General features: G+C 59.1%; 13 protein-coding genes. 7 read left to right on the forward strand and 6 right to left on the reverse strand.

What is annotated here, in order from left to right; genetic code table 11:
- Positions 1-271: 271 nt before the first annotated feature.
- Positions 272-2,758, forward strand: a complete 2,487-nt coding sequence (locus OHL20_RS04000) for a TonB-dependent receptor (RefSeq protein ID WP_263381924.1) — start codon at positions 272-274, stop codon at positions 2,756-2,758.
- A gap of 65 nt (positions 2,759-2,823) precedes the next feature.
- Here OHL20_RS04000 and OHL20_RS04005 read toward each other — a convergent pair whose 3' ends face one another.
- Positions 2,824-3,777, reverse strand: coding sequence for an extracellular solute-binding protein (locus OHL20_RS04005; RefSeq protein WP_263381925.1), 954 nt, complete (start codon positions 3,775-3,777; stop codon positions 2,824-2,826).
- A gap of 204 nt (positions 3,778-3,981) precedes the next feature.
- Here OHL20_RS04005 and OHL20_RS04010 point away from each other — a divergent pair, with 204 nt between their 5' ends.
- Entirely contained in the window at positions 3,982-4,593 is a 612-nt protein-coding gene (locus OHL20_RS04010) for a superoxide dismutase (protein WP_263381926.1), read from the forward strand.
- A gap of 259 nt (positions 4,594-4,852) precedes the next feature.
- On the forward strand, positions 4,853-6,691 hold the full coding sequence (gene typA / locus OHL20_RS04015) for a translational GTPase TypA (protein ID WP_263381927.1): 1,839 nt from the start codon (positions 4,853-4,855) through the stop codon (positions 6,689-6,691).
- A gap of 68 nt (positions 6,692-6,759) precedes the next feature.
- Here typA and OHL20_RS04020 read toward each other — a convergent pair whose 3' ends face one another.
- The 5 genes from OHL20_RS04020 to OHL20_RS04040 all read right to left on the reverse strand — a co-directional run bounded on the left by OHL20_RS04020 (position 6,760) and on the right by OHL20_RS04040 (position 11,188).
- Complete coding sequence (locus OHL20_RS04020) at positions 6,760-7,230, reverse strand: cytochrome P460 family protein (RefSeq protein WP_263381928.1); 471 nt, start codon at positions 7,228-7,230, stop codon at positions 6,760-6,762.
- Positions 7,231-7,238: 8 nt separating this feature from the next.
- Positions 7,239-8,189 carry a heme-binding domain-containing protein gene (locus OHL20_RS04025; protein ID WP_263381929.1) on the reverse strand — a complete coding sequence of 317 codons (951 nt, stop codon included), beginning with the start codon at positions 8,187-8,189 and terminating at the stop codon, positions 7,239-7,241.
- Between the two features lie 106 nt (positions 8,190-8,295).
- A complete protein-coding gene (locus OHL20_RS04030; RefSeq protein ID WP_263381930.1) occupies positions 8,296-8,769 on the reverse strand; it encodes a protein-disulfide reductase DsbD N-terminal domain-containing protein in 474 nt (157 codons plus the stop codon).
- The gene (locus OHL20_RS04035) at positions 8,769-10,550 is read right to left on the reverse strand and encodes a tetratricopeptide repeat protein (protein ID WP_263381931.1); all 1,782 of its coding nucleotides are present in this window, start codon (positions 10,548-10,550) and stop codon (positions 8,769-8,771) included. The genes OHL20_RS04030 and OHL20_RS04035 overlap by 1 nt, the downstream gene beginning before the upstream one ends.
- Before the next feature lie 65 nt (positions 10,551-10,615).
- Complete coding sequence (locus tag OHL20_RS04040; protein ID WP_263381932.1) at positions 10,616-11,188, reverse strand: lipocalin family protein; 573 nt, start codon at positions 11,186-11,188, stop codon at positions 10,616-10,618.
- A 342-nt stretch (positions 11,189-11,530) separates the two neighbouring features.
- Here OHL20_RS04040 and OHL20_RS04045 point away from each other — a divergent pair, with 342 nt between their 5' ends.
- The 4 genes from OHL20_RS04045 (at position 11,531) to OHL20_RS04060 (ending at position 15,720) form a co-directional block, all read left to right on the forward strand.
- Positions 11,531-12,157: a cysteine dioxygenase gene (locus OHL20_RS04045; RefSeq protein WP_263381933.1), complete on the forward strand. Its 627-nt coding sequence runs from the start codon at positions 11,531-11,533 to the stop codon at positions 12,155-12,157.
- A gap of 79 nt (positions 12,158-12,236) precedes the next feature.
- On the forward strand, positions 12,237-13,703 hold the full coding sequence (locus OHL20_RS04050) for a circularly permuted type 2 ATP-grasp protein (RefSeq protein ID WP_263381934.1): 1,467 nt from the start codon (positions 12,237-12,239) through the stop codon (positions 13,701-13,703).
- A gap of 13 nt (positions 13,704-13,716) precedes the next feature.
- On the forward strand, positions 13,717-14,691 hold the full coding sequence (locus OHL20_RS04055; RefSeq protein WP_263381935.1) for an alpha-E domain-containing protein: 975 nt from the start codon (positions 13,717-13,719) through the stop codon (positions 14,689-14,691).
- A 3-nt stretch (positions 14,692-14,694) separates the two neighbouring features.
- Complete coding sequence (locus OHL20_RS04060; protein WP_263381936.1) at positions 14,695-15,720, forward strand: acyltransferase family protein; 1,026 nt, start codon at positions 14,695-14,697, stop codon at positions 15,718-15,720.
- The last annotated feature ends 41 nt before the right edge of the window (positions 15,721-15,761 follow it).

Genomic DNA, 15,761 nt, shown 5'->3' on the forward strand with positions numbered 1-15,761 from the left:
GAGACGAATCCCCTGCCGTCACGCCCAATTCAGGTCGAAACCACAAAGTACAGCCCTTTGCATCGCCACGTTACGTCCGATCCTTTGACCACACGTTTCGATTCGTATAAATTCAGTAATTGGGCACTCGTGTTCCGACGCAGGTCCTAGACGCCAGCGGCCCCACGAAACCGCTCATCTTATCGAATACACCACTCCTTCAGCTGCCACAGCTAGGTCCTCCTCAGAACGTGTGACGAGACCGGGAGTCCTTCCAAGCTTCAGGAGCCCGATGTCTCGTTACGCCACCACTTTCTCTCCTCGCATTAGAAAGCTCTCCAGTCTCTCGTTCTGCCTCGCCACTCTCCTTCTGATAGCTCTGCCAATCTTCGGCCAATCGGTGCAGGTAAGCGGAACGATCAAAGATCCCGACCAATCCGTCGTTAGCGGCGCAGTCGTCACCCTCACCGGCCCCGCAAGCAGCATCGCCCTCCAGACCACCACCAACCAGACCGGCGTCTACGTCTTCCCAACCGTCAATCCGGGAACCTATCGCCTCGAAGCAAGCAAAAACGGCTTCGCAACCCTAACCATTCCCGCCTTGATCGTCGTGTCAGGACAGACCGCCACACAAGACCTCTCGCTCACTCTGGCCGGGGAAAATACTTCCATCACCGTCGTAGGCGGCCTCTCCGGCACGCCTGCCAACGGCTACTACGTCAACAGGGTCAACCCTGGTGTCCTCGGCACCTCGCCCATCGTCAATCAGCCGTACACCATCACCGTGATGCCTGCCGAGCAGATCGCGAACACCCAGGTCAAGAACCTCCGCGACGCTATCCAGTACCTCCCGCTGGTCTCTTTTACTGAGCAGCAGGGAGACGAGATACTCCGCCCCTCCACTCGCGGCATCCAGGGCAGCATCGCGCAAAATACCCGCATGGACGGTATGGCCATCGCCATCACCGGCGCGAACCCCATGGAGCAGTATCAGGAGCTTCAGGTAGAAAACGGCCTCGGTGCCGCCATGTACGGCCCGGCTAACCCCTCCGGCATGTTCGACTTCGTCCTCAAGCGCCCCACCGAAGCCCCCACCGCCAATCTTTACTTCGAGCAGGACAGCACCTCCATCGGTACCGTCTACGGCGACGCCGGTGGACGCCTCGGACCGCACAAGATCTTCGGCTACCGCACCAACCTGCTCTTCGGCGACGGCACCGCCTACGTCGACCAGAGCCGCCTCCGCCGCCGTCTCGGCGAGTTCGCCTTTGACCTTCGCCCCACCGACCACACCACCATCGACGCTCATTACAGTGCCTACGACATCGTCCAGCGCGGCTACCCTGGCTGGTTCACCTACGGTCCCGATGCGACCGACACCACCTCCACCGTCCAGCGCCCCAAACGCACCCTGCTCCTGCCTGGCGCACCCGATCCAACCCGCATCGGCTTCGGTCAGGCCTACGCGGGCGTCAATCTCACCACCCAGAGCACCGGTGCCCGCCTGCTCCACGACTTCTCTCCGAACTGGCACGCCATGGCCGGCGGTCTCGCCCAGCGCCTCGACCGCTTCATCGATACACCCGTCAACAATCTCACCAACAACACCGGTGACTACACCTCTACGCTCGCCGTCGGCTTTGCGCCACGTTTCGGTGTCGAGAGCGACCTCGGCTACATCACCGGCACCTACGCAAAATGGGGCATCCGACAGGACATCGTCGCCGCCAGTGAAGGCTACCGCTTCAATCAGTACAGCTACACCACGCCCTCCACCGCCACCGTTACGCTCGGCAAGGCAAACATCGCCAACCCCCTCGTCTTCGGGTCCCCACTCACAGGTCTCCCCAAAAACCGCGGCTTATACAAGTCGGCGGTAGTCCACCAGCAGGGCTTCAATCTCGGCGATCTGATCTACCTCCCCAAAGGTTTCGCCGTCCGCCTCGCCGCCAGCCAGGATTGGATCGGCGTCGACAACAACACCACCACTGCGCGCACCGGCGGCTCAAACAAGAACGGCATCAGCCCCTCCGCAAGCGTCATCTACAAGCCCACCGCCGCGACAACCATCTACGGCACCTACGCCAGCAGCCTCCAGCAAGGAGACATCGCACCCGGCAGCACCAACCTTGTCAACGCGAACCAGGCTCTAGCTCCCTACCGCAGCAAGGAGTGGGAGTTCGGCTTCAAATCGTCAGCGCGGCCGATCAACATCACTGCCGCCCTCTTCCGACTGGAGCGCCCCTTTGCCGAGACGGTCGCCGTCAACGTAAAGCAGAACATCTTCGAGATCGTCGGCCAGCAGGTTAACTTCGGCGCCGAGATCTCAGGACAAGGCACCCTCTTCCACCGCCTCCTGATCGATGGCGGCTTTACCGCCCTCAACGCCCGCCTTAACAACACCGGTATCGCCGCCACGGATGGAAAGCGCTTCGTCGGCATTCCAGCCTACAAGTCAAACCTGCTTAGCGAATTCCGCGTACCCCGCATCGCCAATCTGAGCATCACCGGCGACTGGCAATTCGTTGGAGGCCGTCCGCAGGATGACGAAAACCTCCACACCACCACCGGCTACAACATCTACGATCTAGGCTTCCGCTACTCCCACCCGATCTTCAGCCGTCTGGCCACCCTCCGCTTCACCTCGAACAACATCACCGACGTCCACTACTACTCCACCATCGCGGCCGGCGACATCACAGGCACGAACGCCAGCAGCAACGTAGCCCACCTCGGCTCTCCCCGCACCATCTCCACGTCCCTCCAGTTCGCCTTCTAGCCTCCTGCCACCCATCGAAGTCGCCTCTTGCAGCCCATCGCAGGAGGCGAATTAGTCTTTTTTCCTTAGCCTCGCAGCACAGCCGCATCGCCCGTTGGATCAAACTGCGACTGCCGAAACAAACTCTGTGCTGCCTCACCTTTCAACCACTCCGCAAAGGCAACCGCCCCCGGCCGATTTGCCGCGTCCTTCAGCACCGCCGCATAGAAGACCAGAGGCTCCGGATAGTACGTATGCCCATCTATAGTGAGGCTTACATCCGGATGATCCGCGTGTACCCTACCGCCACTCAGGTTCACGTCGTTCGGCAGCACAACATACGGCAGATGCGCCGGCCCTGGTCCAGTCTTGTACGAAGAACTAGCGTCCAGATCGCCGCTCAGCAGCTTTGACTGTGTATTTCCCCCTGCCCCAACCTGCTCCGGGTTCGGCGTCGCGCCAAGAACCTTCTCCACAAGATCCGGCTGACCATACTTCTTCGCCGCCAGCATCATCGTGAAGATAATATTCCGCCCTCCGGGATCGCCCGCCGGATTCGCACGGGCAAATCGCAGCCCCGGCTCCTGCAGAATCTTCCACCAGTCATCCTTCCCCTTCGCTGCGGCCTCGAACCGTGCCACAAACCGACTCTTCGGGCTGTAGGTAATCACCATCTCCGTCCGCGCAATCGGCTGCGCGACCTCCGCCTTCCCGGCCCGCATCACGCTCAACATCGGTCCAGCCGTGATCGGGATAAATACGTCGGCCAGAAGGCTTCCATCGACCAGCGATTTAGCCACAGCATCGGCTCCCTGCGCATGGGCATGCAGGTCAAGCTTAAGCGCAGACGCAATCGCCGCTTTGATCGGCCCGTTCAGAATTGCCGCCATCGACCCAGCCGAAGCAACCTCGAGCGCACCCAACTCCGCAGCCATCAGAGAAGCAGGTGTACCCGCCAGCACCCCACCTGCAACCAGCAAGCCGCCACGAGCAAGGAACGTCCGCCTGTTGCCAGCGTCCCGATGAATCATCGTCATCATGTCCTCCAGGCCCCGTAATACCTTGCAGGATACCCGTTACCTCGTTGCGCTATCATCTGGAGGGCCGCAATGCTGCAGATCTCCGCAGCATCACCATCTGCATCACTTCGAGCCTGACTGGCATCGAAAGAAGACATCAGCAACCGAGGCATTCCGCCCCGATAGACAGCCTGAAATGACTTGTGAAGCACAGGAGATACACAAATGGCCTTTGAACTTCCCGCACTTCCGTATGACTACGCGGCGCTTGAGCCCTACATCGATGAAGCAACCATGAAGCTTCACCACGACAAGCACCACCAGACCTACGTCACCAACCTGAATGGCGCAGTCGAGAAGTACCCCGACCTCGGCAAGAAGACCCCCGAAGAGCTCGTCAAAGACCTCGCCAGCATCCCTGAGGACGTCCGCAAGGTCGTCCAGAACAACGGCGGCGGCCACGTCAACCACACCATGTTCTGGCAGATCATGAAGCCAGGCGGCGGCGGTGAGCCTACCGGCAACATCGCCGAGCAGATCAAGGCCGACTTCGGTGACTTCGAGACCTTCAAGAAGACCTTTAACGAAACCACTGCCAAGCAGTTCGGCGCAGGTTGGGGTTGGCTCGTCTTCGCAGACGGCAAGCTGAAGATCGAAACCACCGCCAATCAGGACAATCCCATCTCCCATGGCCACTATCCCATCCTCGGCAACGACGTCTGGGAGCACGCCTACTACCTCAAGTATCAGAACAAGCGTCCCGACTACCTCGCAGCCTGGTGGAACACCGTCAACTGGGATGAGATCAACAAGCGCTTCGCCACCGCCCAGAAGTAATCTGCACCTGTCGTCACAAAAGGGCTGCCTATCTGGCAGCCCTTTCGTTTTTTACGGACAGGATGTTGTCATCCTGAGCGAAGTCGAAGGATCTGCGGTTGTCTGTTCCACCCGCCACATTCGCCGTCCATTAATAGCCGCCGGAGCCAGCCCAGGCCCATCTGCGGTAAACTAAAAGCGACGCGCATTTTCCCCCCGGCAACAACCCCAAGCGCCCAATTTAGTTTCAGCCCTCTATAGAACAGGACGTACACCCGAAGTGAGTACCCAGACGACCGCCCAAGCTATCCGCAACATCGCCATCATCGCCCACGTTGACCACGGCAAAACGACCCTCGTCGACGCCATGCTCCGCCAGTCCGGCACCTTCCGCTCGAACGAAGCTGTGGCCGAGCGCGTGATGGACTCGAACGACCTCGAAAAAGAGCGCGGCATCACCATTCTCGCCAAGAACACGGCGATTCAGTACCACGACTCCAAGATCAACATCGTCGACACCCCGGGCCACGCCGACTTCGGCGGCGAAGTAGAGCGCGCTCTCAAGATGGTCGACGGTGTAGTCCTCCTCGTCGACGCATCCGAAGGTCCCCTGCCCCAGACCCGCTACGTCCTCTCAAAGGCCCTCGAAGCCAAGCTCACCCCGATCATCGTCATCAACAAGATTGATCGCCCCGACGCCCGCTGCCAGGAGGTCCTGAACGAGGTCTATGACCTGTTCATCGATCTCGACGCCGACGAGTCCATCCTGGACTTCCCGGTCATCTACACCAACGGCAAAGCTGGCACCGCCACCATGGACCTCGCCGTCCCCGGCACCGACCTCCAGCCCCTCTTCGAGCTGATCTTCAAGACCATCCCCGCTGCCCCCGGTACCCCCGACGGTGACCTCCAGGTCCTCGTTACCAACCTCGATTACTCCGACTACCTTGGTCGCCTCGCCATCGCCCGCGTCTTCAATGGCACGCTCAAGATCGGCCAGGAAATCAACCTCGCCAAGATCGACGGCACCATGCTGCCCGTCAAGATCACGAAGCTCTTCACCTTCCATGGCCTTAAGCGCGAAGACATCACCGAGACCGAGGTCGGGGACATTGTCGCCATCGCAGGCATCCCCGGCATCACCATCGGCGAGAGCTTCTGCGCTCTCATCGACCCCAAGCCGCTGCCCCCGATCAAGATTGACGAGCCCACCATCGCCATCGTCTTCTCGGTCAACAATGGCCCCTTCGCCGGCCGCGAAGGCAAGCTCGTCACCTCCCGCAACATCAAGGAGCGTCTCGAAAAGGAGCTGCTCACCAACGTCTCGATTCGCGTCGAAGACACCGGCACCCCGGATAACTTCAAGGTCCTCGGTCGTGGCGAACTCCAGCTCTCCGTGCTCATCGAAATGATGCGCCGCGAAGGCTTCGAGATGATGGTCTCCCGCCCAACCATCGTCACCAAGCGCGTCGACGGAGCTCTCATGGAGCCCTCCGAAATCCTCAGCATCGACGTCCCCGAGAACTTCGTCGGTACCGTCATCGAGCGCCTGGGACCAAGAAAAGGCGAAATGGTCAAGATGGCGAATCACGGCTCAGGCCGCGTCCGCATGGAGTTCAAAGTCCCGTCGCGCGGCCTCATCGGTCTCCGCAACGAGATGCTCACCGAGACCCGCGGCACCATCGTCATGAACTCGATTGCCGGTGAATACCTCCCGTACCAGGGCGAGATTCCCCAGCGTCCCTCCGGCGCCCTTATCTCCGATCGCCAGGGCACCACGACAACCTACGCGCTTGACGGCGTGCAGGAGCGCGGCACCCTCTTTATCGGCGATGGCATTGAGGTGTATGAAGGCATGCTCGTTGGCGAGCACTCCCGCGACAACGACCTCGACGTCAACGCCGTCCGCGAGAAGAAACTCACCAACATGCGCGCCTCAGGTTCGGACGACGCCATTCGCCTCGTTCCCTTCAAGATTCTCACCCTCGAACAGTCCATCGAGTTCATCGCCGACGACGAACTCGTCGAGGTGACCCCGAAGTCGCTCCGCATGCGCAAGAAGGTCCTCCAGGCAAACCGTCGCCCCAAGGGCACACGTGGCGGCTCCACCCTCGAGTAACTTCCGCTTCACAAATAAAATGGCTGGACGCTTCAAGCGTCCAGCCATTTTCCTTTAGCCTCATCAAGCTACGGCATCACCGAAGCCCGCTGTCCAAGGATGTAGTCCATCCGCGCATCCCCTGCCGCAGACACCCTCTGCAGCGAAGGCCCCTGCAACTCCTCATACGTCGCAACGGCCTTCCCGTCCGCTCCCGCAGTTACCCGCACAATCTCCATCGACTGGAACTCCTTCGGAATCCGCCCGCCAAACCAGTGCTCATCCTCCCGCTGGTTCCACGTCACCATCGCCAGCACAGCGCCCGCAGGATACGCAGTATGCCCCGCAGTCCGCGCGCTATCGATAGCCGCATCGTTCCCAAAGAGCGTCGACATCGTCTGATGTGGCGCATCGATGCTCGAAGAGATGACCCGCCACTGCAGCGGCTGAATCGGCGCTCCACTCGGAATCACCGCCGTCTCGTTGAACAGCTCTGAACTCGCTGGCTTGTGCGTACATCCCACAGCGCAGCTAAGCAGCAACACTCCAAAACTCGTCACAAAATTTCTCATCGTGACACCTGCCCATCCCGCGCCACAGGCTTCGTGTACACGTAGTCGTTGTCCGCGACCGGCTTGTGGCAGCTTACGCACTCGCCCGCAAATTTCTCATCCTTGCCATACGGCTTCAGGTCCATACCCTTCCATCGTCCCCAGCCCCAGCCAGCAGTTGAGGCATACTTCGCTTTGTCCTTCACCATGAACTCAACCTGCTTGAACGACCCGGCATGCACCACGCCGTTCTCATCCGCAACCTTGTCCCACGCTATCTTGGCGAACGCTGCACCATCCGGCCACGGCTGCACCTTCTTCTCCTCGATCGCCTTGATTGCAATGTCATTCCCTGTGATCACCCGCATCGTGTGGTTGTCCCCGCGATCCGTCGTGCTGATCTCTTTCCAGTTCTTATAGTCCGGAAAGAACGCCAACCCATTCAGCGCAGGATGCACGCCCATCGTCGGCGTGCTCGCGCTCGTCCACGCGTGAAACTGTGCATCACTCGCAGCCGTAAGCGCCGCATCCTGCTTCGGTGCAGCACCAAACGGATCGAGATATGTCCGTAGCACTACCAACTCCTCCGGCGTCACCGTCGACTCGGGATGCACATGCCGATAGCTCGGCAGCGGCATCGCTCCAAGTTGCACCTGGTTCACCGCTTCGAACAGCATCGCCCGCTGCGCCTCGGGCGGCAGCTTCCCGATCTCCGAGAAATTGAGGTGCATCCGCGCCGTCTTCACGTCGTGCGCCACCAGCCAGTACGCCGGAACCACCTGGTCGAACCACGGCAGCTTTGTCTCATTCGAGTGGCAGCTATAGCAGTCCTTCCTGAGGATTGCCTTCACCGCAACCGGCGCCTGGATCTCCGCCGTAACCGGAGGGTTCTTCAAGGTCGGACGAACAAACTGTAGAACAACAAAGACGACGAAGGCTAACGCCGCCAGCTTCAAAACCCATTTCATATGTTCTCCACATGACCCTTATGCTTCTTGGACGTACTCCGAAGTTTTCAGAATCTCATGGTGACAAACAAACGACACCTTGCCAGCACGTTCTGTTCCTGCTGTCCTAACGAGCGATCGTAAACGGCACCGTGATCGTGTCCGTATGCGGAGGCAGGCAGACTCGATCATTGCACGATTGATACTTCACAAGAATCCGCAGGCCACTCGTGGCGCTTGCCTCCTTCGCAGCCTGCAGATGCAGCGTAAAGTCGGCACTCCCCTCAAAATATCCCGTAGGTTGCTGAAACAACGGGTCCGGCAACACGCGCGGCTTCGCCTCTTCTACACGGATCAAGTCCGCCGCATCACCCTCCGTCAGCGCCACCTCAGTTGCCACAGGACCACCCTGCGGCTCCTCCAGCGCATAAAGATGCCACCCGGGATCGAGCACACCCGTGATCGTCACGTTGAACTTCGCCCCCGGCTTCACCGTCTTTGGAGCAGCCTTCACATGCCACTGCACCGGAGCCTTCGGCGCAGCACTCGCCTGTGCTGCCGCAGCCACAAGCAACCCTCCCACAACGAACAACGTCCGCATCACTCGCCTTCCTTCATCGTGCTGCCGCTCACAGGGATCAACGCCGTCTGCAGAACCTGGTGCGTCACCGCGTCCTGCACCCACGCCGCAATCATCAGGTGGTCCGGCTGCATCGTCATATCCTTCGTCAGAAACTTTACCTTGCCGAAGCGATCGTTCTTCTCTTCGTAGCCATCGAGGTACACCGTCAGCGCCTTACTGATAGCTGCAGGATCAAACGACGCATCGAGACTCGCGCTTGCGGCCGGATCAACCGAAAACCCCGAATCCGCCGGCTTCGCCAGGCTCCGCACAACCATCCGATGGAACCGAATCCCGTTCTCACCGCTATAGCGGATGTCATCCTCGACCAACGCAAAATTCACAATCAGGTGAGGCTCAACCGTCGTCACAGCCACGGGCGCTGCCGGGGTCGCGAGCTTCGCCGTCTTGTCACCGGTGGCAGGCGCAGAGGCGACAGGCTTCGCCGTCAACGAAGCGCGAAGGTCCGCCAGACTGGGCAACGTCACCACTGCATGCGCCTGAACCAGTCCTTCAGAAGCCTCCGTAGCCGAGAGCTTCAACTGCACTCCCGTAGCAGTTACTGCGTCCTCATCAATCGCCTTCGCCAGACCGTCATAAAGTTCCTTACTACCTTCGCGATTTCCTCCATAGAGCGCCTGCGGCTTACCGTCGATCACATAGCTCGGCGTGTGGGTCACGTCGTAGAGGTTCGCCCGCGCCACCGAGTCAGGATTGGTAAGCGGGTCAGGATCGGGTATGTGCTGATCGAACGCCAGTGCCACGATTTCACTGCGGGGATACGCCTTGAGAAGCCCCTCGACCGCCAGATCGCCCCCAACGCAGGGCTCACAGGCTGAACCGGTAAACAACTCCAGCAGGACGGTATGTCCGTTCGCAACGGCCTTCGGCTTGGCTGGCGTAAAGGTCGCCGGGAAAAGCTGTGCATACCGCTCATCCATCGCCGCCATAAAGTCCGCATCGCTGCCGTGGCTCTTGCGATAAAGCTCCATCATCGTTTCATGGTCTGCTGGCTTCAGCGCTCCAAGCAACTGCGCTCGCTCAAAGGAGTTCAGTGCAAGCGCATCATCATGCTGAAGCACCGCCAGTCGCCCTCGCTGCGAATTCACATCGTCCACCAGCGGATCGAGCCCATAGGCCTCCGTGATGAGTGGGGCCGCCTCGTTCTGCTTGCCCTCCCGCAGATAAACATCGGCCAGTACGGCAAGCGCATCTGCGCGGGCGTTGGCGAACTGCGTATGCAACTCTGCTGGCTTCGGCGCGGGAATCTTGTACTTGACGTAATCCGCAACCATTTCTTTGTCAAAGACTGGTTCGGACAGGCTCTGCACAGCCTCTCTTGCAAGCTTCTCCGCGAGCGGCAGCGCAACTCCAGCTTTGCCGCCCTCGGCTAGTTGAAAAGCGATATATGCTTCCTGTCTCTCGAGCGCGTTGCCTGTTCCGCCCTTTTTTACCTGCAGCTTCGCCTGAGCTTCGATCTCCGCCGTGCGCTCCGGAAAGTTTTCGATCAGCACCGTCAGGATCATGCCCTCGACACGGCCTTCACTCTCGCTCTTTGGGTAGTCCTTCACAAACGCGCGCATCGCCGCGAGCCGCGCCTCCGGATCGACAGTCGCACGCGCTGCCTTGAAGGCACGCTGGTCCGCAGGAAGCTGCTTCTTCGGAGCCGGATCGGGGGATTGCGCCTGGGAGATGACGGCAGGAACGACTAGGAAAACGAGTAACCAGGACGGCCTGCGAGAGCGACTGTAACCAAGCATCGTGATGCGTACCCGTCAGTGGGATTGGGTGGACCGGTGTCGTAAGTATAGTCGCCGGTCGTGCCTCAATTGCCTCCGCTGATGATTGGAGCGTCTGCGCCATGTCGCTGCGGCACCAGCACCAACTTATTCGTGTCGAAGCCCTGCGCCGTAGCCTTTGCCTCAACCGCCGCAAGCACCTCCGGAGCCATTGCTGCCGTTCGCGACAGCACCCACAGCGTCTTGTGGTTCGGACTGCCAATCAACGTCCATTGCCCTGCCGGGTCCTCGGCAAGCACCCAGTACTTCGACGAAAACGGCCAGATGTAGCTCAGCTTAAGCTTTCCGTCGCCGGTCTTGTCCAGCGTAATCGTCGCGTTCCATGCGTCCGAACTGCCCGCCTTGATCTGGCACGAAGTTACCATGGAGAAGCGGTTCGGCTTGTCACCCGGAGCATACAGCACCATCGCATCACTCGTGCACTTCTTCTCCGGGTTACGCGGAATGCGCGCTATCTCGTACCAGGCTCCCATCGCCCGCGTGGTGTCCAGCTTAGGCAGGGCCGTAACCGTCTCGGCAGCCGCCGCACAAGCGAAAGGAAGCAGCAACCCCACCGCCATCACACCGGCACCCGCCACTCGCAACACCAACTTCACCATCCCGCCTCCTCTGTCTTTCTCCATTCGATGCATGACAAGCTTGACAGGAACATAGCCCAGCGACCCCCAAAATAGGAATATCGCCGTCCCGGAGCGTCACTGTTCGCCATACCGGTGCGTACCTGTACCGTACCTGGTACACACCTAACTCTTCTGTTTTGAAGACTTTCGTACTTAAGGTACGGGGGGGTGGATACCAACCGAAAACCTCCGAAAGGCATACGCTCTCACCACCGAAGCACCCACGGTTGGAATCGGAGACATTATTTCTTCTCGCCTGCTATAGGCTCGAAGCCGCGTTTGCTCCTGGACTCAACAGACCGAGGCGTAAAATTGCGTTTAATGGCTAATGCAACCCAGACGCATCCGCTTCAAACCGGAATCGGCAATTTCATTGCCGGCCTCAAAGAGTTGGAACGCGACCTCATCACAAAGGACAAGATTGCCGCATACATGGCCGCAATGCCTGTCCGTGCCGAGGCCTTGCAGGATTATGTCTGGTGGCGCGACAGCTTCTACACCCGCAATCTCATCTATCGCGACGACCTCTTCGAGGTTATGACCATCTGCTGGTCGCCCGGACAGAAGACCGCAATTCATACGCATAATGGCCAACTCGGCTGGATGACCGTTGCTCAGGGCGAAGTAACAACCCACGAATTCAGCCACGCAAGCTGCAATGCGCCGGAGAACCAGAACGTCGTCAACATCGACTGTCTAGGCGGCGCAACCGAGCTCCAGATCGATCGCCTCGGCTCGATTGTCTGTGCTGAAGGCACCGGAATGGTCACCGTGGACAAGCTGCAGACCATTCACCAGATCGAGAATACCGGCAACACAGGCTGCATCAGCCTCCACGTCTACTCCAAACCCTTCGACTCCTGCATCGCCTTTGACCTCGATCAACAGCGCTGCTATCGCCGCCAACTCAGCTACTTCAGCAAGGATGGAACGCCGATCCAAGCCTGATTACCGACCTTGCTCCTGAAGAAGTTGACCGATTGCGTTTGGAACCGCCGGACTGTCCCGCTATACTCAAAACTTCTCCATGCAAACAGCCCAGGCAAAACAGCTCGATCTCGCATCCCTGAAGAACTATCTGCTGGACCACGCCTACGACGAGATGTTCTCCGGACCGGGCGAACTTCACGAGCATTATGGCCCGCTGCTCGAACACTTCACGTCGCTTCCCGGCGACGAACTACAGCGGCGCAAACAGGCAGCCGATCTAAGCTTCCTCAATCAGGGCATTACCTTCACGGTCTATGGCCGCAACGAAGGCACTGAGCAGATCTTTCCCTACGACATGCTCCCGCGCATCATCACGGCTGCCGAATGGGAAAAGGTCGAGCGTGGCCTCACACAGCGCATAACCGCCCTCAATCTCTTCCTCAAGGACATCTACAACGAGGGTCGAATCCTTGCTGATGGCATCGTGCCGCGCGAGATCGTCTATAGCTGCAAGCAGTTCCGGCGTCAGATGCTCGGCCTGCAGGTTCCGCGCAACGTCTACATCGCCGTCTGCGGAACCGACCTCATCCGCCTTGAGAATGGCGAGTTTGTCGTCCTGGAAGACAATCTGCGGGTACCGAGCGGTGTCAGCTACATGCTGACCAATCGCCGCGTTATGAAGCGGATCTTCCCGCAACTCTTCCGCAGCTACAAGGTTCGCCCGATCGAGCAGTATACCCAGCTTCTCCTCGGGACGCTGCGCTCGCTCGCTCCCGAAGGCCGCCCAGAACCAAACATTGTCCTGCTCTCGCCAGGCGTCTTCAACTCCGCTTATTACGAGCACGCCTATCTCGCACGTCAGATGGGCATCGAACTGGTCGAGGGCCGCGACCTCGTCACCCACGACAACATCGTCTACATGCGCACGACCAGCGGTCTGCGTCGCGTCGACGTCATCTATCGCCGCGTCGACGACGACTTCATCGACCCGCTCTCGTTCCGAGGCGACTCCATTCTCGGTGCAGCAGGGTTATTCAACGCCTATCGCGCCGGAAATGTCACCCTCGCAAACGCCTTCGGAACCGGCGTCGCGGACGACAAAGCGCTCTACGCCTACGTTCCCGACATCATCCGCTACTACCTCACCGAGGAGCCAATCCTCCAGAACGTTGAGACCTTCCTGCTCACACGGCCAAAGGAACGTGCACACGTTCTCGCCAATCTCGACAAACTGGTCGTCAAAGCCGTCGGCGAAAGCGGCGGCTACGGCATGCTCATCGGTCCGCAATCGACCAAGGCGGAGCGCGCAGAGTTTGCCCTCAAGATTGAGGCCGATCCGCGAAACTACATCGCCCAACCAACCATCTCCTTCTCCCGAGCACCATGCCTCATCGGCGACGAACTCCAACCACGCCACGTCGACCTTCGCCCCTACGTCCTCTACGGCGATAAGGTCACCATCGTGCCCGGCGGATTGACGCGTGTAGCCCTCAAGCAAGGCTCCCTCGTCGTCAACTCATCTCAAGGCGGCGGCAGCAAAGACACCTGGGTTCTCAGCGAGTAGAAAGAAGATACCGATGCTAAGCCGTGTTGCCGATAGTCTTTACTGGATGAGCCGCTCCTTAGAGCGTGCGGAGCATGCGACGCGTCTGCTTGAGGTCAATCTGAACCTCATGCTCGATGAGAGCGCCACGAACGCCGAACGGCGTTGGCAGCGCGTCCTCACAGCCCTGGGGAAACCCAAGGATGTCGAATGGGCCGGTGATCCGTACGCGCTTACCCGTACGCTCACCTTTGACACGGAGATCAAGAGCTCCATCATCTCCTGCATCATCAGTGCGCGCGAGAACGCACGTCACGTCCGTGAGCAGATTTCAACTGAGCAGTGGCATCGCCTCAATCGACTCTTCCTTCGCGTTACACGCCCCGAGGTACGGATTGAAGCATTCACGGCTGGCAATGAATTGCAGGCTGAATTCCTCCAGCAGGTCATGGAAGCCGTCCACCAGTTTCAGGGCGTCACCGACTCCACCATGAGCCATGGCGAAGGCTGGCAGTTCATCCAGATAGGCCGCTACATTGAACGTGCTTCGGCGACTGCCTTGCTTCTTGAGGCCTATCACGAAGATCTTTGGAGCCAGCCGGACAAAGTGCCTGAAGCCAACGAATACCTCGGCTGGATGGGCCTTCTCCGCTCCGCAACAGCATTTGAAGCCTACTGTAAGGTCTATACTGCTGACCTTACCCCTGAGCAGATTCTCGAGTTCCTGCTGCTTGATCCGGAGTTTCCGCATTCCCTTCGCTTCTCGATCGACAGCCTTCAGCAAGCGCTCGAAGCGATCCACGGCGAAGCGGACAAGAGTCGCGCGGAACCGCTGCGTCGCTTAGGCGGTCGTCTACAAGCCTCTCTCAGCTACTCAAGCGTCGACGAAATCCTCAACGGCGACGTTGTGGCCTACCTGCGCAACATCCAGTCGCAATGCAGCGAGATCCACAATATGATCTACGAACTCTACGTTGACTACTCCATCCAAGCAGCGTTGGCGGGCTAGATAATGGAACGTGTCCTGACACCGCCACTAGAGCCGATCACCGCTCCAGTGCGTTCGACCATCGTCGACATTGTCAAAGGTCTCGCGATCACGCTGGTCGTGTTCGGCCACACAGCCCAGGGTATGTACCACCGCAGGTGGTGGACAGGGCGCTCCATGCATCTCTTTGATCTTTTTATCTACAGCTTCCATATGCCCATATTTTTCTTCGTGGCTGGCCTTTTTCTTACGGGTAGTCTTCAACGTCGTGGACCGGCAAACTTCATTCTCGATAGATCCAAGACCATCCTGTACCCCTACGTTCTCTGGGTGGTTGTGAGCGCTTCGATCGAGCCTCTCATCTCGCACTTCAAAATCGGATATCACCCCTTTGAGTGGAAGGCTTTCCTCGTCAATCTCGTCGATGGAGAGTTGAGCTGGTTCCTACCCGTTCTCTTCTGTTGCCAGCTCCTCGCACTTTGCACATTCAGGACCCCAAAATGGATCCGGCTTGGCATCGCATTAGCAGCAGCGCTTGTCGTCAGAAAATATGGCCTATCCGTCTTCTACAAGACGGTTCATGAGTTCTGCTACCTTGCTGCGGGCATGGCCATTGGTCGCATGATCTTGAAATTAGAACTTCTTCCTGCCTGGGCGGCTGCCGCAGGTGCTCTCCTGATCTTTGCCGTGCAGATGGATGTCATCCTCCATAGCGGAAGTGGCACTTATTTGGGCGGTCTGCATCACCGGCTTGCAGTCATACTTGGATTTACCGGCACCGCAGGCCTGCTGCTGCTCGCAAGATCTCTCGACGGGACTCGCTTTGCCGACATGTGGATCTGGCTCGGCAAAGCATCGCTCGGCATCTTTCTCTTGAGTTCCTTCGCCCAGGGCGCGACCCGTGAGTTGATTCTGCGGATCGCGCATACGCACGAGCTTTGGCTCCAGCTATGCTTACCAAGCATCGTCGCCCTGATACTGTCGGCGATCGTATGGCATCAGCAGGAACGCTGGCGAATCGGTTGGCTCTTTCATTGGCCATCTATCTAACAGACCGAACCTAGGCTGCAACGCAGAGTGGGAGAATAAAG

The organism is Granulicella arctica, from assembly GCF_025685605.1.
In the GTDB taxonomy this organism is placed as follows: domain Bacteria; phylum Acidobacteriota; class Terriglobia; order Terriglobales; family Acidobacteriaceae; genus Edaphobacter; species Edaphobacter arcticus.